The organism is Candidatus Azobacteroides pseudotrichonymphae genomovar. CFP2, assembly GCF_000010645.1.
Taxonomy (GTDB): domain Bacteria; phylum Bacteroidota; class Bacteroidia; order Bacteroidales; family Azobacteroidaceae; genus Azobacteroides; species Azobacteroides pseudotrichonymphae.
This window is the reverse complement of record NC_011565.1, coordinates 251936-273221: the sequence shown is the minus strand read 5'-3', so window position 1 is coordinate 273221 and position 21286 is coordinate 251936. Positions and strand designations below refer to the sequence as shown.

Below are 21286 nucleotides of genomic sequence, written 5' to 3'. Positions count from 1 at the left end.
GAAAAAAAGAAGGAAGGAATCTGTATTGCAAATATTCCTTTAACTGATTGGTTAAGTGATTTTTTATTACAAGTCAAGTAAAAGGAAGGGTGGGAAAGAAGGATTGTATTTTGATCTCAGTGCGGGTTCTAATACCGTATAAAGGTTTAGATTCTCTTTCCTTCTGGAAAGGGGAGTTTGTGTCCGGGTAGAATTAATTACTGTTTGTATTTTGTAATTGGGTACGCATCGGTGCGTATATAAGTGTAAATGGAAATTAAGTAACTTTATGAGTTTCAAGATCCAGTAAACTGTTATCGGAATACGCGTATTGGAATACGCATCCGTGTTGCATATTCCAATATGTCTTTTATTTTACCTGTTGAGAAGGCATTTTCTGGTTACAAATGATGGTAAGGAAATTGATATAAGCTTTATTTGTGATTGGTTGATATTTTTTGAAGTTGGAGTATTTAACCCAAATAATTTTTTAAGCCATTATTTCTATTGTTTTGTTTTAATTTCTTAATTGCTTTTTCTTTAATTTGTCTTACACGCTCTCGTGTTAAGTTGAATGCATCGCCGATTTCTTCTAAATTCATTTCTTGCTGTCCAATACCGAAAGACATCTTAATAATTTCTTTTTCTCTATCGTTTAATATCAATAGAGCATTATTGATTTCTTGAGAAAGTGATTCGTGTATTAATCCGTGGTAAGCAGCTGGAGTATCGTCATTAGTAAGTACATCTAATAGACTATTTTCTTCGCCATCTGCGAATGGAGCATCTATTGAAATATGTCGATTGGATATCCTTAATGTTTCTGATACCTTGTCTTCCGGAAGTTCTAATTCTTGAGCTAACTCTTCGGAAGAAGGCTTTCGTTCATGTTTTTGTTCAAATTTAGAAAGAGCTTTGGAGATTTTATTCAACGAACCGACACGATTTAAAGGTAATCGTACAATCCTTGATTGTTCGGCTAAAGCTTGTAGAATGGATTGCCTAATCCACCAAACAGCGTATGAAATGAATTTGAATCCTCGTGTTTCGTCAAATTTTTCAGCGGCTTTAATTAATCCCAGGTTCCCTTCATTGATCAAGTCAGGAAGACTTAATCCTTGATTTTGATATTGTTTAGCCACAGATACTACAAAACGAAGATTAGCACGTACTAGCTTGTCTAAAGCTGAACGATCTCCTAATCGACTGCGTCGCGCCAATTCAATCTCTTTTTCTATACTAAGTAGTTCTTCGTGGCTAATTTCTTGAAGAAACTTATCTAAAGAAGCACTTTCGCGATTAGTAATAGACTTAGTTATTTTTAGCTGTCTCATTCAATAAAATTTATTACGAAATAAATAGTTGATATAAAATTTTCTATTGAACATTCATATCAATAGCGTAGAATCTTATTCTATCATTTGGATAGAATCCCTTGATATAAAGCCCTCTTTCATCTGGATCTTGTTTTAGCAACGATTCTACAATTCTAATTAAAGTTTCTGGAGAAGTAAGTTTCGTATCGTTGGCTGTAAGAATAATAAATCCCTCTCTAATACCGTTTTCTTTTAGTTTACCATTTGTAACTTTGCTTATTTCCACTCCGTAATTAATACCTATTTTTCTTTTTAGTTCTGGGGATAATTCTTTAAAAGTTGCTCCTAAAATTTCTGTAACGGCCTTTTCTTTAATAATAGACGTTGTTCCTTGATCATTCTTTAATTCTACTTTACATACTTTTATATCTTTATTTCTATAAACTTGGACTTCAATAATATTACCAGGGTTATAACGGCTCAATTCTGCTCTTAACTCATGGTAGTCTTTGACCTTTGTTCCATTAATTGCTGTAATTACATCTCCTTTTTGCATCCCTGCTTTTTTAGCAGAACTATTAGAGGTAAATTCTGCCACGTAAACACCTTCGTGAACTTTTAATTTGTTATAAGTTTCAGGGTCTATTTCTTTTAAAGTAGATAATTCTTCTACCTTTACTCCTATTAAAGCTCTTTGTACTACACCATATTTCTTGATATCGAAAATTACCTTTTTTACCAAGTTGATAGGTATAGCAAATGAGTATCCGATAAAATTCCCAGTTTCCGAGTAAATGGCAGTATTTATTCCAACTAGTTCACCTTTTGTATTTACTAACGCTCCCCCACTATTCCCTGGGTTTACTGCAGCATCTGTCTGGATAAATGATTCTATTTTATCCCGCGAGCGGGCAATGTCTTGTTGGTAAGTATATCCTGAAAAAATATTCCCTCGGCCTTTTGCACTTACAATTCCTGCAGTCACGGTGCTTGTCAAGTTAAAAGGATTACCTACAGCTAGCACCCATTCCCCTATTTTTAAAGCATCAGAATCCCCGAAAGGAATTACAGGAAAATCTTTCCCCTCAATTTTCAACAAGGCAATATCGGTGGATTCATCTTTACCTATTATTTTAGCTCTATAAGTTTCATTATTGTTGGTGATTATTTCAATTTCAGATGCTTCATCTATTACATGATTGTTGGTTACAATATATCCGTCGGTGGAAATAATAACGCCAGAACCAAAACCTACTACTTTAGGTTGTATTTTATATTGAGGAATTTGTCCTCCAAAGAAGTATTCAAAAGGATTAAAATATTCTTGGATATTATTTTTTTGGACAGGCTTAGTAGTTGATTTGATATGTACTACTGCATTTATACTCTGTTCGGCAGCTAAAGTAAAGTCTGAATTCTCTGCTGACACATTGTAACCTGCGGGATGAACTCCTTTTTGATTAAATCCCACTGACTTAGAAATATTATCTTCGTCCTTATTTAAATGAGAATAGAGTCCAATTGTTATGCCTGAACTCATGAGACTTATTAATATAAAACCTAATATTACTTTCCCATTTGTTTTCATAACTTTACTAATTAATTTGATAGCTTTTTAATTTTTTAACGTAAATATTTTTTTTGTAAAAAACTTACACTTAACAATATCGGGGTGTAGCTCAGTCCGGTTTAGAGTACGCGTCTGGGGGACGCGTGGTCGGACGTTCGAATCGTCCCACTCCGACTTAGCAAGTAAGCGAATATAATTATAAATAATGATTCTTGTAAGAAGGTTTGTGATTTTTTTTCTGTCTTCGATTTTTTACATTATTACAGCTTTGGGGTTCAAAAGGGTAAATTCGTTGCTTAAAAAGCAGGAGTTGAATTATGTCATAAAACAAAATGATTATGAAATAATCACTATTATCCTTGATTCTTAAGAATCAGAAGGTTTTCATATAGACGAGGGGAATTATTTAATTATTGTTTCAATATTGAAACAATATTTTGCAGTGTTCATCCATAGAAATAAACCTAACATTAACAATCCTTGCTTTGGATGTTTATAGTATAGAATGCTTCTGTGTTTCGATTTCATTAATTTTACGAGATCATCTTTCGTTTTCAAAACGATCTTAATCGTTCAGAGATTTCTGTTTCATTATGTGTAAATGGATGGGGAACAAGCTGTTATTACAACAGATCTGTATACTTTTTAGTAGTTTTTCCATTCCTTATATCAATATGTGATACACATATATGTTCTTTGGTTTGTAAAATCCGCTCTGTATGATGAGGTCTATCTGTCTATCCATTTTTTAGTTTTCGTATCTTCATCGAAATTCTATTTTATGGACTGTCTTAGTCTGATTATCAGACTCAAAGTACAAAAGCACTAAAATAATATTGGAGCTATGGATAAAATAAGTTTTGGATAAAAAAGTTATTTTATAGAGGTGATTTTTTTATTACTATCTATAGTTTTTGAGACTTTGTTCGTAACGAACAAATCTTTTCTTTTCTGTTTGTAAATAACAGCAAGTGAGTTCAAACCCGCTCTTTATCCAAACAAAGGGATTAAATGGATTTGGTAATTTTTTGAAAATATCTTAAAACTTGTATATAGAGAGAGAATATCTACCTTTATAACTTATAACTGTAAGATGGAGGTGCCATAGCTCAGTTGGTAGAGCAACGGACTGAAAATCCGTGTGTCCCTAGTTCGATTCTAGGTGGTACCACCTAAATATTCGTTTTTTAAAATGGCAAAAGGGGGGGCTCTCTTGCCATTATTTTATTTCAATTTGATGAGATAAAAAATATAGGGAGATAAAAATTTGTTGAGAACAGGATTAGTCATAACACAATATCAAAGAAAGTAAAACTATATGTCGGATTTCATGAAACTCTTCCAATAAATTTTATGATAAAAAAAAAATATAAGCGCCAAATAAAATTTTTCAAACAACTAAAAGAAGAAAAGATCTTTCAAAGAATACTAAATCTTTTTAAAGCTTTCCCAAGAGAAATATTTGATTGTCAACAAATTAGTTATAGGATTGATCCAACTTCACAAACTAATAGCTTAATAATCGTCCGCGTTTTGGAAATACTTTGCAAAAAAAAAATTTTAGTTAAAATAGATAAAAGTAAATATCAGTTGAAGAACACTAAAAGCACAATACCATCTATTCAAGATGAATACAATTTACCATGTAAATATCCCGAAGAAGCAGAAAAAGCAGCACAAAAAATTCCGAATCATATTACTCTAACGGAGATCAGCAATCGTGAAGATTTTCGAGAAACACTTACTTTTACAATTGATCCGCAAAATGCTAAAGATTTTGATGATGCTTTATCCATTAAAAAACTATCCAACAATTTTTATGAAATAGGTGTACATATAGCTGATGTAACTCACTACATAAAGCCTGATAGCAGTATAGATAAAGAGGCATTGAAAAGAGGGACTTCCATATATTTGGTAGATAAGGTTATACCAATGCTTCCAGAGTCGCTATGCAATGAAGTTTGTTCGTTGCGCCCGAACGAGGATAAGCTGTGTTTTTCTGTTATTTTCGAAATGGATGGGAAAGCTAAAATCCACAACTACCGTATTCGGCGAACCATTATACGTTCCGATCATCGTTTCACTTATGAGGAAGCTCAAGAAATAATAGAAAGAAGTTTTGCTACAAATTATGAGGATTGCTCATTAAATAGTTCTGTTTTTACTTTAAATTGTCTAGCTAAAATCTTACGAGAGAAGAGATTTTCAAATGGTTCGATTGATTTTGTCCAAAGAGAGATTCAATTCGATTTGGATAGAGAAGGGAATCCTTTAGATATTTATTTAAAAAAAAATAACGAAGCGAATCAATTAGTGGAAGAGTTTATGCTATTGGCTAATAAAACAATTGCTGAAATAGTTGGGAAAGTACCTAAAAATAAAAGGGCGAAACCATTTGTTTATAGAGTACATGGTTTGCCAGATATAGAAAAAATAAAAAATCTTAAACAGCTAGTTCGAAGTTTTGGATATAAATTGAATATTAAGAGAATAAATAATGAAACGTCCAAAAATATTAGCTCTCTATTTAAGCAAGTACAAGGAACAAGAGAACAAAATTTAATCGAAACTATTGCTCTTCGAACGATGGAAAAGGCCATTTATACAACTGAAAATGTTGGACATTACGGATTAGCATTCAAATATTATACTCATTTTACATCACCTATTCGTCGTTACCCTGATATGATAGTTCACCGACTGTTGGAAAAATATTTAAATAGGAAATACTCGGTTTCTAAAAAATCTTTAGAAAGGCTTTGCAAACATTGTTCTGAACAAGAATCAATTGCTATTCAAGCTGAAAGAGCTTCTATTAAAGCTAAACAGGTAGAATTTATGTCTACCAAGGTAGGAAATACGTTTGATGGTGTGATATCAAATGTAACAGAGTGGGGATTGTATGTGGAATTAGGGAATGGATGTGAGGGATTGATTCCAATGCGCTATTTGGATGATGATTTTTACGAATTAGATGAAAAGACTTACAGATTGATAGGTAAAACAAAAAAACATATTTACTGTTTAGGCGATCCTTTACAAATAAGAGTAATACATAGTAATTTGGAGAAACGTCAATTAGATTTTGCTCCTATATCTTTCAAGAAGTGAATATACAATGGATATTTTCAACTGTTTTTTTGATTTTACTATCCACATCAACAAGCATTTGATAGAATGGACTAAACAATATGGATATTGGATATATATTATCTCATTTTTGATTGTTTTCTGTGAAACAGGGTTAGTAGTAATTCCTTTTCTGCCTGGAGATTCTTTATTGTTTGCACTAGGTGCACTGGCTTTTGAAGAGACAAACTGTCTTAATGTTCATGTAATGCTATTGTTGATCTCTATTGCATCCATTTTAGGTGATACTTGTAATTATTTGGTAGGAAAGTTTTTTGGTAAAAAACTTTTTCGCAATCCTAATTCGCTTTTTTTTAGACAAAGTTTTCTAAAAAAAACACATGATTTTTACGAAAAATACGGAGGGAAAACTATTGTTCTTGCACGTTTTGTGCCAATAGTGAGAACATTTGCTCCTTTTGTAGCAGGGATGGGACAAATGAATTATACTCATTTTTTTATCTATAATACAATAGGAGGCGTTTTTTGGGCGATGTTATTTCTATATATCGGTTATTTTTTTAGTCAATTGCATTTTATAAAAAATTATTTTAGTTTCCTATCTATAGCTTTCGTTTTCATATCATTGTTGCTAGGACTTATTGAAACATTGAGACAATATAAACAAAACAATGAATAAATATTTTGTAAGTAGTAAATCCAAAAATTTTTTCACTTTACTATATTAATTAATATTTTCTTTCAGCGGGGGGATTCTCTATTTCACTTTTTTTTGTTGGCAGCTCTAGTCCATATTGTTGGGTTTGTATTTGCCAAAATACTAACGTAGTAATGTTACTAATTATTTTTTTTACTATTTATTTGTAATATGTAATGCACACTCTTACTTTTTCTAAAATTAAAAGATATCCATTAATAAAAATAAATAGCAGGAAATACTCTATTATTATTATTATTATAGAGTATTTCCACTAGATGAGTTATTGTAATATTACAAAATGGAAATGGGCAGCACTGGAATAAAAGTGTGAGTAGTTTTTCATTGTTGTTTAATCATTTAAATGATTTCCAAACGTAGTTTCAGCATTAATTCTTTATGTGTATCCAACATTTTTGATGTCTTCAAAGCATGTATATGTAAAAAATAGGTATTCTCCTGTATACCTGACTGTGTGCCTGAATATGTATTCTATTGGCATTTATTCACATAGTGTTTTTACATAAACTTTGTATCTACTTGGTATGTTTGTCAATTAGGTGAGAGATATACATCTCGCATAGATGTATATTTTTTGTTCCTAAAACCGCTCTATAAGTTTCAAAAATATTTTTGTACACTCACTTGGTTCTCATAGCAGGTGAGATAAAAATAAATAAACGAAAAGAAGGTACATTTGAAAAAAAATCTAATTAACAAAAGAAAATTTACTCTAAGTAGATGCAAGACATTATATATTCGAAATATACGATAGATTTTGCTCGCATAGCCCTGGAATATTGTATGCTTGTAGAAAAGACAAAAGAAGCTGATAAAAAAACTTTTGTTAATAACATGACAAAAGTTTTGCCTCTTTTGTATCTCAAAGTATCTATTATTCCTGAAATTCAGGAAAACTATGAATCAAATTTAAAAAATAAGGTGGACGAAAATTTTTATTCTCAGGTAGAAAATGGTATTAGTAAATTGCTAGGTAATGACAATTGGTATTTAGAAACTTTTCATATAGATATTCAATCTGGTGATCCTCCTTTTAATGCGAAAATATCAGAAGATTTGGCTGATATCTATCAAGATTTAGGGAATTTTATTGCTGTTTTCAAAAATGGACATAAAGAGACAATGAACGACTCTTTGATACTGTGTATAGAAAACTTTAAAAAGTATTGGGGACAACATTTAGTCAATTCATTAAAAGCTTTGCATTTTATCAAATATAAATTGGGAATTGAGGAGTAAAATACATTCTTGGATGAAATTTGTCCCCCTTTCTGCTTCTGCTTAAGCAGAAGCAGTTTGTTGTTTTTTTACAAAATAGGATTGTTTCAAGTTAAAATGATTTTCAAAGTATAATCTCAAAAATAAAATTTAGTCCACAAGATTTTATCTGTCTATATGTTAGACAGGACACATCAAGGGGGACATGGTAAAAGGACATAACAAAATAAAATGATTTTTCTTTTTTTATTCTAATATTATAGCCCATTTAACTAGTTATTTACACCGATAATTTTAGTAAGCGAAAATATATAGATAATAAGTCTCTAATTTAAGAAGTGATCGATTTATAAGATTGGGAAGATTTATCCATTTCGGAAAAAAATTCACTAAAGGCATTGAGAGGAGAATCTGTACTCTAAATGGAAATAGTTAGCTGTCCCGATAGGATTTGAACCCATACTATCAGAGTCAGAATCTGGTGTGCTACCCTTACACTACAGGACATAGTTCATTGGTCTTTTACGCTTTATTTAATTAACATTAATCGTGAATTAAGAAAATTATAAATCAAGACTCACTCTCTACTAAAGAATCTCCACCCTCTAGAGATTAGACAATCTCATAAAAGGGATAAAAAATGAGCTAAAGGGAACTATAATATTATAGGGTATATTAATTTATATATGAAAAGTAGCATTACTTCAAACACCACTAAAAGCACTAAATCCCCCATCAATTGGAAGAATAGTTCCTGTAATAAATCTTGCTGCCGGTGAGCATAAAAACTGTACAGCACCATTCAATTCGCTAATATCACCAAAACGTCCCATAGGAGTTTTCGCTAATATTTTTTTACTTCTTTCTGTTAAGGTCCCATCGGAATTAATCAATACAGCACGATTTTGATCTCCAATAAAAAAACCTGGAGCAATAGCATTTACTCGAATACCCTCTCCAAATTTTCTAGCCAATTCAGTGGCTAGCCATTGAGTAAAGATATTAATCCCTGTTTTAGCAACTGAATAGCCAGGAACACGGGTTATTGCATTGTAAGTTGCCATAGAAGAAATATTGATTATACTCCCTTCCTTTTGTTCAGACATCACTTTGCCAAAAATTAAACAAGGATAAACCGTTCCGTTCTGATTTAACGCAACGACCCTCTCCCAGTCTTCAACTTTCATATCAAAAATTGTCTGACTAGAAGAAAGGGTAGCCCCTGGAATATTTCCACCAGCACAGTTAATCAAAATATCTATCTTTCCCCATTTTTTTACAATTTTGGCAGCAGTTTTGCGGAGACTTTCTGCACTTAAAACATCACAAACAAATCCGATAGCTTCTTTATCAAACGATTGCAATTCGGCAACCTTACAATCCAAATTTTCCTTACGAATATCCAACATTACAATTTTTGTCCCTGCTTCTGACAAACTCTTTGTAATACTTCCACCTAAAACTCCTCCAGCTCCTGTAATAACAGCAACTTTCCCCTCTACACTAAAAATATTTTTCATGCTTTTTCAAAAACATATGTTATTATAACACGCACAATTACACGTGCGAAGTTAAGAATAACTTTATTATTTAACTCATCATTTTTTATTTGAATTCTTATATCATAAGAATGTATAAGTAATGTATTGTCTATTATTTGCTTTTCTTTGTTACCTAAATTTTTGATAAAAGGATTGATTTTTTTCGAGAAATCTATATGTTTGTTTTTTCACGAATTAAAGAAAGATGAGGCGAATATTCTTGATCGGTTACATGGGAGCTGGAAAAACTACTATTGGTAAAATTTTGGCAGAAAAATTGAATCTATCTTTTATAGATACGGATTTTTTCATAAAAAATCGTTATAAAAAAGAAATAACTGATATATTTGCAGGGGAAGGAGAAGAAAAATTCCGGAGAATAGAGCAAAAGATTTTACAAGAAATTATTCAGAAATGGGAAAATATTGTTATTTCGACCGGAGGGGGTACTCCTTGTTTTTTTCATAATATGGAATTAATGAATGCTTCAGGTACTACTGTTTATCTGAAAGCTACAATAGAATTGCTGACAGAACGTTTGATTAATATGAAATGTGCTCGTCCGCTCATCAAAGATAAAAGTCCAGAGGAAATAAAATACTTCGTTATCAACAATCTGGTAAAACGGGAATTATTTTACAATCAGGCATCTATTGTTTTTTTTATAAAAAAAATGACGATGAATGATATTATAGAGAATTTAATGCCAAAAATATAAAACCTATATTTTTGAGAATATGAGAATATGAATGAAATAAAAATTAAAGAATTAGAAAATGTAGTTATTCGATTTTCTGGTGACTCGGGGGATGGTATGCAATTGGCAGGAACAATTTTTTCCAATTTGTCTGCCTATCTAGGTAATGAAATCATTACGTTTCCTGATTTTCCAGCTGAGATAAGAGCTCCTCGTGGAAGTCTTTCCGGAGTATCTGGTTACCAGATACAATTAGGAGTTGATGTATATACTCCTGGTGATAAAGCCGATGTCTTGATTGCAATGAACCCTGCTGCATTAAAAGTAAATGCGCAGTCCATTTACCCTAATTCAGTAGTTATCATAGATAAAAACTCATTTCAAACCGTTGATTTGCAACGAGCCTTATTTGTCAGCAATGACCCTTTTAAAGAATTAGGTTTGAATTCAGTACAGGTTATTGCCGCACCTATTTTACAAATGTGCAAAGATTGTTTGTCTGGTATTGCAGACAATAAACAATGTATAAAGAGTCGAAACATTTTTGCTTTGGGATTAGTTTGCTGGTTGTTCAATCGTCCGTTGGAAATTGTTGACAGATTTTTATCTGAAAAGTTTAAGAAAAAACCTTCTATATTGCAAGTTAATAAACGGGTACTGGTAGCCGGATATAATTATGGGTATAATGTTCATAGTTCAGTTTCTACCTATCGAATAGAAACTACTAATCATAAAAAAGGATTTTATACTGACATAAATGGAAACCGAGCGACTGCTTATGGGTTAATTGCTGCATCGGAGAAATCTGGTTTGCCTTTGTTTTTAGGCTCATATCCAATTACGCCGGCAACAGATATTATGCAAGAACTTGCTGCTCGAAAAGAGTTAAACGTAAAAGTAATGCAAACCGAAGATGAAATTGCGGCTGTTTGTACAGCTATCGGGGCCTCTTTTGCTGGAAATCTGGCAGTGACAAGTACTTCAGGTCCGGGATTAGCTTTAAAGAGTGAAGCTATTGGTTTGGCAGTGATGGCTGAAATACCGTTAGTAGTAATAGATGTCCAACGAGGTGGACCCTCTACAGGCTTGCCTACTAAAAGTGAACAGACTGATTTAATGCAAGCGTTATATGGGCGTAATGGTGAGTCTCCTGTTGTAGTTATGGCAGCACTATCACCAACGGACTGTTTCGATGCAGCATTTTGGGCATGCAAACTTGCCCTGGAACATCTTACTCCAGTTATATTACTAACTGATGGTTATATTGCTAATGGAAGCAGTGCGTGGCGTATTCCTGATTTAGCTGAATATCCAAATATTCGACCTCCTTATGTAAGTAAGGAACAAAAGAATTGGCATCCATATCATCGCGACTCAATGAACGATGTACGTTATTGGGCAATCCCTGGCATGGAAGGCTTTTCTCATCGCATCGGTGGTTTAGAAAAGGATAGCAATACAGGTATTATTTCAACTGATGCTGCCAATCATCAAAAAATGGTGAAGATCCGTTATTCAAAAATAGATAAAATTGCTCAAAATCTTCCATTACAAGAAGTAATAGGGGATATCGATGCGGAGGTATTGGTCGTAGGATGGGGAGGAACTTATGGGCATCTATTAGAAGCAGTCACAAAGGTTCGTAATTCCGGGAGAAAAATTGCCTTTGCGCATTTCAAATTTATTTGTCCTTTTCCTATCAATACAAGAGAGATTTTAAAAAAATATAAAAAAGTATTGGTCGTTGAACAAAATTCAGGACAATTAGCTGGTTACTTACGTTCTAAAATAAATGGTATCCAACCATATCAATATAATCAGGTGGATGGACAGCCTCTCAATACTAATCGTTTAGTAGAGGAGATAAGCCAGTTATTCTAGCAAAGAAATAGTTCAATAAAGTTTGTGACTTTATCGTGTCACATAAAGTTTTTTGGTTTCGAATTGTTTCTTTATAATGTAAAAATTAAATATAACTTATCATGACATACGAAGCTACAGATTTCAAAAATTCTCAACAGGTGCGTTGGTGTCCTGGATGTGGTGATTATGGTGTACTAAGTAGTCTTCACAAAGCAATGGCAAAATTGAATATTGCTCCTCATAGTACAGTTGTTATTTCTGGAATTGGTTGTTCATCTCGTCTGCCTTATTATATGAATACTTATGGATTTCATACTATTCACGGGCGTGGTGCTGCTGTTGCTACAGGTGTAAAAGTGGCTAATCCCAGTTTATCAGTTTGGTTGGCAACTGGAGACGGTGATTGTTTAGCAATTGGAGGGAATCATTTTATTCATACTATTCGCCGTAACGTGGATATTAATATTTTATTGATGAATAATAAAATTTATGGATTGACTAAAGGACAATATTCGCCTACTTCTGATCGTGGTTTCGTCTCCAAATCTTCTCCCTACGGAACAGTAGAAGATCCTTTTCGTCCAGCTGAATTAGCAATAGGTGCACGTGGGTGTTTTTTTGCCCGTACTATCGATTCCGATATAAAGAACGCACCAGAGATTTTAATTGCTGCTGCTCAGCATAAAGGAACAACCGTTGTCGAATTTATTCTCAACTGTGTGATTTTTAATAACGGTATTAATGAGAGTATAGTTAGCCGAGAGAATTTTTCTGACAAAACTATTTTTCTCCGTCATGGAGCAAAAATGATATTTGGGAAAAACAATAATAAAGGAATTGTTCGGGAGGGATTTGACTTAAAAGCTGTAACTATTGGTAAAAACAACTATTCCATGGATGATGTTTTAATCCATGATGCAACTAATTCTGACCCAAGTTTACATCTGAAATTAGCTTTAATGGACGGGAGCGAATTACCTGTCGCACTGGGTATTATTCGTAATGTAGAGGCACTGGTCTATGACTATGAAATAGAAAAACAGATTAAAGAAGTAAAGGATATGAAAAAGGAGAAGACTCTTAGAGAATTTTTAATGGCAGGAAATGTATGGGAATAACAAATTATTATATTTGTGAACTTCTTCAATAATTTTTTGAAGCCTATGCAGTTGCGAATCGTTATTGCTCGATTGCTAAGTTTTGCACTGGTAAGTGCAATTCAATTTATTGCTGATTAATTGTCTGAATAAATAAGGCAAGTTCATCTTGATAAGACATTATTTTTTGCTTTACTATTCTTTGATAGTAGAGAAGGAAATGAATCAGCAATGTTGGTATTGAATTCAATTGAGATTTTTCTTGTATAGACTCCGTACTATTTTGAAAATATCATGAGATTTTAGGTGAATTTCTATTATAGCTACAGTATTTTGTGGTTGTAATGGACTTTTTCTATAAAAGTTTGAATTTGGGGTAGAGCTGATCTGTCTTACAGTGTTGGGTTATCCCATTTCAATTGTAGGAGGTGTGGGTTTAATTGCCAGGACACTATGGCGTGTTTTGATCTCCCAGAACACACGAAAAGAAGATTCAGAAGAGAAATAAACAGTATGGAGGAGCCAGGTTTTTATGTCAAAAATCTATTTGCAGATATACTTTATTTTACTGTTGTGGTACTTTATCTCTTGCCTGCCTAATTAATTTTCAAATCGACTTCATTGAAAGAATAGTTTTTAGCATTACAAAACCAGCAAGAAGCGAAGGTATTGGCTTCTTCTGTTCCACTGTGTTAAGATTTGTCTTTAGTTATTTGTGGTAATGCTATTGGAGAGGAAAGTAGCTTTCGCAAATTCCCAGAGGTATTAATATTTTTAACATTTTTTAAAATCGAATGTAATATGTGATTGGATACAATACTTCAGATTATGCGAGCGTTATTTTTATCATCACTGTTTTTTGCTATAGGGTTCTGGCATCTTTCTTTATCAGTTTTATCATTTTTACTAACCTTTCCTACCCTCGGAGATATCGTTATTCCATTTTTAAAATTGATCGATGAATCCGATTTGTTAAATCTCTATTGTTTGTGTTTTCTTTTGTTCTATCATCTTTATAAAAAACGATTTCACTTACTTTATAAATTTTAAGGACCTTAAAAAAAGTTTTTTCTCGATAAAAAAATCAAATACATTTTTAATTATTTTTTTCTTTCAAAAAGAATTCTTTCCTTTGCCGAAAGTTTAATTTGGATATAGAAAAAGTATCCAATTTAATTTCAAGTGATTCATGGAATTAAAAAGAGTGGTAGTAACAGGCTTAGGGGCTATAACCCCGTTGGGGTTTGATGTACAAACTACATGGCAATCTCTTATCAATGGAATAAGTGGAGCGGGAGATATTACTTTGTTTAATGCATCCAAATTCAAGACTCGTTTTGCTTGTGAAGTGAAAGATTTCAATCCTGGCAAATACTTTAATCGCAAAGAAGAAAGAAAACTGGATCGTTATGCACAATTTGCAGTAATTGCTGCAAGAGAGGCTATCGCAGATTCTTTGTTGGATAATGAATTAATTGATTGTAATAGGGTAGGAGTTATATTTTCATCGGGTATTGGAGGGATATCAACATTTGAACAAGAGGTGGCAAATTATTACCTACATGAATCTCTAGGGCCAAGGATTAGTCCGTTCTTTATCCCAAAAATGATAAGTGATATTGCATCGGGTCATATTTCGATGATTTATGGATTTAGAGGACCTAATTTCGGTACTGTTTCAGCGTGTGCCACATCTACTACCGGTTTGATAACTGCTTTTGATACAATTCGATTGGGTAAAGCTGAAGTCATTATATCAGGTGGAGCAGAAGCTTCTATTACTCCTGCAGGAGTAGGTGGGTTCAATGCCATGAATGCTTTGTCTGTACGAAATGGATCTCCAAAAACTGCCTCAAGACCATTCAGTGCTAGTCGTGATGGTTTTGTAATAGGTGAAGGAGGGGCATGTATTATTTTAGAAGAAATGGAACATGCATTGGCCAGAGGAGCGAAAATTTATGCCGAAGTTATAGGTGGAGGTGCTTCAGGGGATGCTTATCACTTAACGGCGTCTCATCCAGATGGATTGGGTGCTCAATTGGTGATGCAGAATGCTTTGGCAGATGCTCATTTGACTCCAAATAGTATTGATTATATTAATGTTCATGGAACTTCTACGCCGGTAGGTGATATTTCGGAAGTAAAGGCAATTAAAAGAGTCTTTGGAGAAGAAGCTTACAGATTGAACATTAGTTCTACTAAATCTATGACGGGGCACATGTTAGGAGCTACTGGTGCTGTTGAAGCGATGGTGTGTATATTGGCTATTCAAAATGGTATTGTTCCTCCAACAATTAATCATGATTCAGATGATGACGACAATGAAATTGATCATAAACTAAACTTTACTTTTAATAAAGCAGAAAAGCGGAGTGTTAAAATAGCGCTTTCCAATACTTTTGGTTTTGGAGGACATAACGCTTGTATTATTGTTAAGAATTTTTTAGGTAAAAGTGTTTAGAAATATTCTTAATACGATAGGAGCCTTTTTTAGCAAAAAAAAAGAGTCTTACTTCGCCTTGTATAGGATGCTCGGTTTCCCTCCTAAAAATTTTTCTATTTATGAAAAGGCTTTGTTGCACAAATCCTCCTCTAAAAGAGATGAAAATGGTTGTTATCAAAACAATGAGCGATTGGAATTTTTAGGCGATGCAATTTTCAATGCAATAATAGCTGTTATTCTCTACAAAAAATTTCCGACAAATGACGAAGGATTTCTTACTAATACTCGTTCTAAAATTGTGAAAAGGGATACTTTGGATAAGATTGCTTACCAGTTGGGTATAAATCATTTAATTATGATTTCTGCTAAGGTTAAAAATCATAAGCATATAATGGGGAATACTCTAGAAGCGTTTATTGGTGCTATTTATTTGGATAAAGGATATCTAAAAACTAAAGAGTTCGTTGAAAAACGAATTATCAATCCGTATATAGACATTGATACATTAGTAAGAGAAGAGGTCAATTTTAAATCTAAGCTCTTTGAATGGTGTCAAAAGCATAAAATATTACTACAATTTCAGACATTAGAAAATTTTACTGATAACAATCGGAATGTAGTTTTTCAAATTCAAGCTTTACTTAATAACCACATTGCTGGTATAGGTATCGGTTATTCTAAACGAGAATCTCAGCAACATGCTTCGCAAATGACTTGGAGGAAAATCAGAACAGACAAAATTTTCTTACGAGAAGTATTTGCGGGAGTGAAAAAAACAAACTCTGAAGACAAATGATTTCTTTAAAAGAAAATGAAAATGTAAAGGCTTCTCTTTTTTGCAGAGAAATGGATATAATTCTTAAAAAATCTACAGCCTAAAATTTTTGTTTTATAAATAAATTTTTGTAGTCATTGTTTTTATTTATACCGTCTTAAATTCTAAATAGAGTGTCATTTATTCTTGCTCCCTCTTTATTATCAGCAAATTTTCTTCATTTGGAGGAAGAAATAGAAATACTTAATGGTAGTATGGCTGATCGTTTGCATTTGGATATAATGGATGGCGTTTTTGTGCCTAATATTTCTATTGGACTTCAGCAAGTTAAACACCTATCAAGGATATCTTTCAAACCTTTGGATGCTCATTTGATGATTGTTGAACCACAAAAATTTATTGGACTATTTCGTGATTTTGGAATACAAACATTAACAATCCATTATGAAACCTGTACTCATCTTCATAAGATAATTATGCAAATTAAGGAAAATGGGATGAAAGTTGGAGTGGCACTCAATCCACATACTCCAATAGAGGTGTTAACTGATGTTTTAGAAGAATTGGATAGAGTGTTAATCTTATCGGTTAATCCGGGTTTTGGAGGGCAAAAATTTATTCCAAATTCTTATAGTAAAGTGAGTCGTTTAAAAAATTTAATTAATAAAAAAGAATTAAATACTTCTATTGAAGTAGACGGCGGCATAGATATTAAGACAGGGAAAATGATGTTGGAAGCAGGAGCAAATATATTAGTTGTTGGTAGTTTTATTTTCGAAGCGAAAAATCCTATTGAAATGATAAAGCAAATGAAGGGTTTGTGAATTGAATATGGTCAATTAGTGTGTGAACTTTTTTCATCAAGTGCCTTTTTTTGTTTTCTTTTATTTTTTTCAGAAAGTGTTGCTCAAATCTTAAATAGATATTCTATTTGAAATTTTTTTATTGATTTTTCCCTTTTATTGTTTCTATAGTTTTTATTTTATGTTTTGAGAATAAGTAATCAGTATGTTTATCATTTCTTGTTCGGCATTGGATTTCTCATATTTGTATTTACACTGGGTATTTTTCCTACCAGATTGTCATTGGCGAAGTTATATTAGCATATAGAACTAACAAAATATTTCTAAGAAAAGAAATCAACAGATGAGTCTATAACAAAACCGAAGACGTAAATCTTTTTGTAAAAAGGTTTTGCTAATGGCATTTTTTTTAGATTTTTTCCACCTTATTATACACTATTGTAACCTGTTTTAATGTTTTTGATTCAAGGATGGGATTAAGCCAAGACTTTTTTCAATCGTTCACTGATATTGGAGTATCCCATATTCTTGTTATAAGTGGAATTTATTTTCCAATTTTGTTTGGAATGATGTATTTTCTACTCCCGTTTGTTAGAAATTTTCTCAGGGGAAAAATTGTTGAGCAATTGTGATTACATTTCCTTTGACTTGAAGTTTTGTTTTTATAACTGGCTTTTCTTTCGCTTTCTGTAGTTAGAAAGTGCTCTGGTATTGTGTATTTGGAAAATTGAGAATACTTTCTGCTATAAATCATTTATTTCATATTTTAAATACTGTGATCTTATGGTATTTTTATTTTACTTTTAACTTACTGTTATTTAATGGAATATAGGATTTCAATTAAGTTTTGTATCTGTAGCATCTATTATATAGATTAATCTGGGTTGGTAGAGTTGTATACACCAGAAAATTCGTTGATTAAATATTTCTGGGATTTGTTTTGTATTTCCACTGTTACCTAAATTGGGGTATTATCTTCTTCAATTTATTATTCTTATCAATTTTCAGTTATTCTTAATTGGTGCATGATAGCTTTTTTTACTAAAGTATTGTTTCTTATTTCATTTTCTATGTTTTCATTTTACCTTTTTAAGGTACTTTTGTTTATGTTTGCTCTAAGCAAATATGTTGAGTTTTTTTACAACTAGAATGTTAAATAAGCTTCCCTTGATTGGAGAAAGTTTAGGACTGTACTAACACATGGTGTTTGATAAAATCGTTGCGGAGAGGAGTATTCAAATGGCTAAAAAAATTATAGATCAGTCATGTAAGATTGTTATTGTTACTCATATTTCTCCTGATGGAGATGCAATAGGTTCTTCATTAGCCTTATGCCATTTCCTCCTTCAATTGGGGAAATCTGTTAATATAATTGTGCCTAATAATTTTCCTACTTTTCTTAGATGGATGAGTGGAGCAAAAAATATTGTAATTAGTGAACTGGAAGAACGTATTGCACAGCAATTTATTCGGACAGCTGATTTGATTTTTTGCTTAGACTTTAATGTTCTTTGCAGGGTAGAGCGATTAGCTCCGTGGATAGAAAAATCTGTTGCAAAAAAAATATTGATAGATCATCATCCCTTACCAGGAGATTTTTGTGATCTTAATATTTCTTATCATGAGTTTTCTTCCACTAGTGAATTGATTTTTAGTTTTATTTGTCGAATGGATATGTCTGAATATATGGATAAGAATTTTGCTGAATGTATCTATACAGGGATGATGACTGATACTGGTGCTTTCACTTACAATTCTAATAGACCGCAAATTTACCGTATTATAAAAGAATTATTAGGGAAAGGGATTGACAAAGATGCTATTTATAATAAAGTATATAATAATTATTCAGAAAGTCGAATTCGTTTACAAGGTTATATTTTATATCAAAAAATGAAAATTTTTGAAAAATATCACACTTCTTTGATTACGCTTTCATGCGAAGAGCAAAATCAATTTTTATGGAAAAAAGGAGATACAGAAGGATTTGTTAATATTCCTCTAAGTATAAAAGAAGTTGTTTTTTCGGTATTTATTCGAGAGGAGGATAACAAAGTGAAAGTTTCTTTCCGTTCAAAGGGGAAATTTCCAAGTAATCGATTTGCTGCTGAAGTATTTAATGGAGGGGGTCATTTAAATGCTTCAGGAGGAGAATTTAACGGTAAATTGGAAGATGCGATTGTATTATTCGAAAAAAAATTGCCTAAGTATAGGTACTTATTAGTAAGAAAATAGAATACAATACCTTTGTATTGCAAACCAATATATAAACTGGTACGGTTGTTGTCATCAGAATGTATAACAAAAACTATATGGATAATAGTTTTTGTTACTATGGGAAAGCAATATATTTTATGGATTTTAGTATGCAAAAATTTAGTTGGATTTTATAATGCCTTTAATTAAATCTATATCGGGGATTCGGGGTACTATTGGTGGTAAAACAGGTGACAGTCTTTCCCCGTTGGATGTTGTGAAATTTACCGCAGCTTATGCCTCTTTGATTCGATCTAAAAGTGTTTTTTCTCAAAAGATTATTTTAGGACGTGACGCTCGTGTTTCGGGTACTATGATGCGTAATTTGGTAATTAGTACATTGGTGGGAATGGGATTAGATGTAGTAGATATTGGTTTAGCTACAACTCCTACTGCTGAATTAGCAGTAGTGTTAGGGAAAGCATCTGGAGGAATCATTCTTACAGCTTCTCACAATTCTGAACAGTGGAATGCTTTAAAGTTATTAAACGAGAGAGGAGAATTGCTTAATACTATCGAATGGGATGAGCTTTTACAAATTGCAGAAAATAAATCTTTTTCTTTTGTATCGATAGATAAACTTGGTAAAACAACAACAGATAATTTATATGCAAAAAAACACATAGATCATATTTTAGCTTTGAAATTGGTAGATACAGATGCTATTCAAAGAGCCAATTTCAAGGTGGTAATTGATGCGGTTAATTCAGTGGGAGGAATTATTATCCCCCAATTGTTAAGGGCTTTGGGGGTTAATCAAATTATTTGTATAAATGCTAATCCGACAGGTTTCTTTGCCCATAATCCTGAGCCTCTTCCTCAGAACCTAGGTGAAATTGCAGAAATAGTGAAACAGGAAAAAGCATCCATCGGATTTGCCGTTGATCCGGATGTAGATCGTCTTGCGATTGTTACAGAAACGGGCGATATGTTTGGAGAAGAATATACGTTAGTCTCGATAGCAAGCTATGTTTTATCTCAAACACCGGGGAATACGGTTTCCAATATAAGCTCTACCCGTGCTTTACGTGATGTTACAGAACAACATGGTTGTATTTACACGGCATCTTCCGTGGGCGAGGTAAATGTAGTAAAAAAAATGAAAGAAACCAATGCGGTCATTGGTGGTGAAGGTAATGGAGGAATAATTTATCCCACATCACATTATGGACGGGACGCTTTGGTGGGAATTGCCTTATTTCTAACTTATTTAGCCAAATCTAGTAAAAAAGTAAGCGAGCTTCGTGCAAGTTATCCTGATTACTATATGGTAAAACGACATATAGATTTAACCCCTGATAGTGATATGTTGTTAAATTTCATTAAAAAAAAATACGAAATTTATCCGCTGAACGAAATAGATGGAATAAAAATTGACTTCCCAAACAATTGTTGGATACATTTTAGAAAATCAAATACGGAGCCAATATTACGTATTTATGCGGAAGCGTCAAGTCAAATAGAAGCTGATCTTTTAGTACAATCGGCAGTAAATCTTTGTACAGAAGTTCATTTATATACTTGAATGCTCTTTGGAATGGGTATTAATGTTTTTCTTTTTCTCACTTTCAGAAAAAGAATAGATTAGAGATTCTATTCTGATTTTTTGCTTTTTATCTTTTAATAGTATTAATGATTTTTAATCATATCAACAATTCCCATATTACATATTTGTCATTTATCACTTTCTCAGGTGTAAATAGCTTATGTTGACACATCATTAATATTCTGTAAAAAAATATATTACTGTGACGTATTTTCCAGTTCTCGTTTTCTTTTTGAAATTTCCAATAATGAGTTTTACTTTTCTCATTTTTCTACTTGTATGGGAAAGACCTTTTTTATTTTTTTATTGTTTTCGAATACTGTCTAAAAACAACAGAATCTCCTTTCTTAAAAATTTCTTTGTCATATTTA

Annotated in this window: 15 protein-coding genes and 3 tRNA genes; 14 read left to right on the top strand and 4 right to left on the bottom strand. The window is 32.4% G+C overall.

The window, feature by feature from the left end; all coding sequences use genetic code 11:
- Positions 1–452 precede the first annotated feature (452 nt).
- Positions 453–1313, bottom strand: coding sequence for a sigma-70 family RNA polymerase sigma factor (locus CFPG_RS01155; protein WP_012573229.1), 861 nt, complete (start codon positions 1311–1313; stop codon positions 453–455).
- Positions 1314–1356: 43 nt separating this feature from the next.
- Entirely contained in the window at positions 1357–2883 is a 1527-nt protein-coding gene (locus CFPG_RS01150; RefSeq protein ID WP_012573228.1) for a Do family serine endopeptidase, read from the bottom strand.
- A gap of 80 nt (positions 2884–2963) precedes the next feature.
- Between CFPG_RS01150 and CFPG_RS01145 the strand changes: the two genes are divergently transcribed.
- The 5 genes from CFPG_RS01145 (at position 2964) to CFPG_RS01125 (ending at position 7915) form a co-directional block, all read left to right on the top strand.
- Positions 2964–3039: transfer RNA gene (locus CFPG_RS01145), tRNA-Pro, on the top strand.
- Between the two features lie 924 nt (positions 3040–3963).
- Positions 3964–4036, top strand: a tRNA-Phe gene (locus CFPG_RS01140).
- A gap of 182 nt (positions 4037–4218) precedes the next feature.
- Positions 4219–5979 (top strand): ribonuclease R, encoded by a 1761-nt coding sequence (gene rnr, locus CFPG_RS01135; protein WP_012573227.1) that lies wholly within the window; start codon positions 4219–4221, stop codon positions 5977–5979.
- A 7-nt stretch (positions 5980–5986) separates the two neighbouring features.
- Positions 5987–6637: a DedA family protein gene (locus tag CFPG_RS01130; RefSeq protein ID WP_012573226.1), complete on the top strand. Its 651-nt coding sequence runs from the start codon at positions 5987–5989 to the stop codon at positions 6635–6637.
- A 759-nt stretch (positions 6638–7396) separates the two neighbouring features.
- A complete protein-coding gene (locus CFPG_RS01125; protein ID WP_012573225.1) occupies positions 7397–7915 on the top strand; it encodes a DUF5063 domain-containing protein in 519 nt (172 codons plus the stop codon).
- A gap of 415 nt (positions 7916–8330) precedes the next feature.
- Here CFPG_RS01125 and CFPG_RS01120 read toward each other — a convergent pair.
- Positions 8331–8401 (bottom strand) — tRNA-Gln (locus CFPG_RS01120).
- 197 nt (positions 8402–8598) lie between these two features.
- Complete coding sequence (locus CFPG_RS01115; protein WP_012573224.1) at positions 8599–9414, bottom strand: SDR family oxidoreductase; 816 nt, start codon at positions 9412–9414, stop codon at positions 8599–8601.
- A 226-nt stretch (positions 9415–9640) separates the two neighbouring features.
- Between CFPG_RS01115 and CFPG_RS01110 the strand changes: the two genes are divergently transcribed.
- From CFPG_RS01110 to glmM, 9 genes are all read left to right on the top strand, one after another.
- Positions 9641–10153 (top strand): shikimate kinase, encoded by a 513-nt coding sequence (locus CFPG_RS01110; protein WP_012573223.1) that lies wholly within the window; start codon positions 9641–9643, stop codon positions 10151–10153.
- Between the two features lie 27 nt (positions 10154–10180).
- Entirely contained in the window at positions 10181–12013 is a 1833-nt protein-coding gene (locus CFPG_RS01105) for a 2-oxoacid:acceptor oxidoreductase subunit alpha (RefSeq protein ID WP_012573222.1), read from the top strand.
- 101 nt (positions 12014–12114) lie between these two features.
- Positions 12115–13113 (top strand): 2-oxoacid:ferredoxin oxidoreductase subunit beta, encoded by a 999-nt coding sequence (locus tag CFPG_RS01100; RefSeq protein ID WP_012573221.1) that lies wholly within the window; start codon positions 12115–12117, stop codon positions 13111–13113.
- A gap of 1168 nt (positions 13114–14281) precedes the next feature.
- A complete protein-coding gene (gene fabF / locus CFPG_RS01095) occupies positions 14282–15553 on the top strand; it encodes a beta-ketoacyl-ACP synthase II (protein WP_012573220.1) in 1272 nt (423 codons plus the stop codon).
- 67 nt (positions 15554–15620) lie between these two features.
- Positions 15621–16331 carry a ribonuclease III gene (gene rnc, locus CFPG_RS01090; RefSeq protein ID WP_265348025.1) on the top strand — a complete coding sequence of 237 codons (711 nt, stop codon included), beginning with the start codon at positions 15621–15623 and terminating at the stop codon, positions 16329–16331.
- Positions 16332–16483: 152 nt separating this feature from the next.
- Entirely contained in the window at positions 16484–17134 is a 651-nt protein-coding gene (gene rpe, locus CFPG_RS01085) for a ribulose-phosphate 3-epimerase (RefSeq protein WP_012573218.1), read from the top strand.
- 449 nt (positions 17135–17583) lie between these two features.
- Entirely contained in the window at positions 17584–17745 is a 162-nt protein-coding gene (locus CFPG_RS05785) for a ComEC/Rec2 family competence protein (protein WP_407637776.1), read from the top strand.
- Between the two features lie 571 nt (positions 17746–18316).
- A complete protein-coding gene (locus tag CFPG_RS01080) occupies positions 18317–19348 on the top strand; it encodes a DHH family phosphoesterase (RefSeq protein ID WP_265348053.1) in 1032 nt (343 codons plus the stop codon).
- A gap of 157 nt (positions 19349–19505) precedes the next feature.
- Positions 19506–20894, top strand: a complete 1389-nt coding sequence (gene glmM, locus CFPG_RS01075) for a phosphoglucosamine mutase (RefSeq protein WP_012573216.1) — start codon at positions 19506–19508, stop codon at positions 20892–20894.
- Positions 20895–21286: the final 392 nt, after the last annotated feature.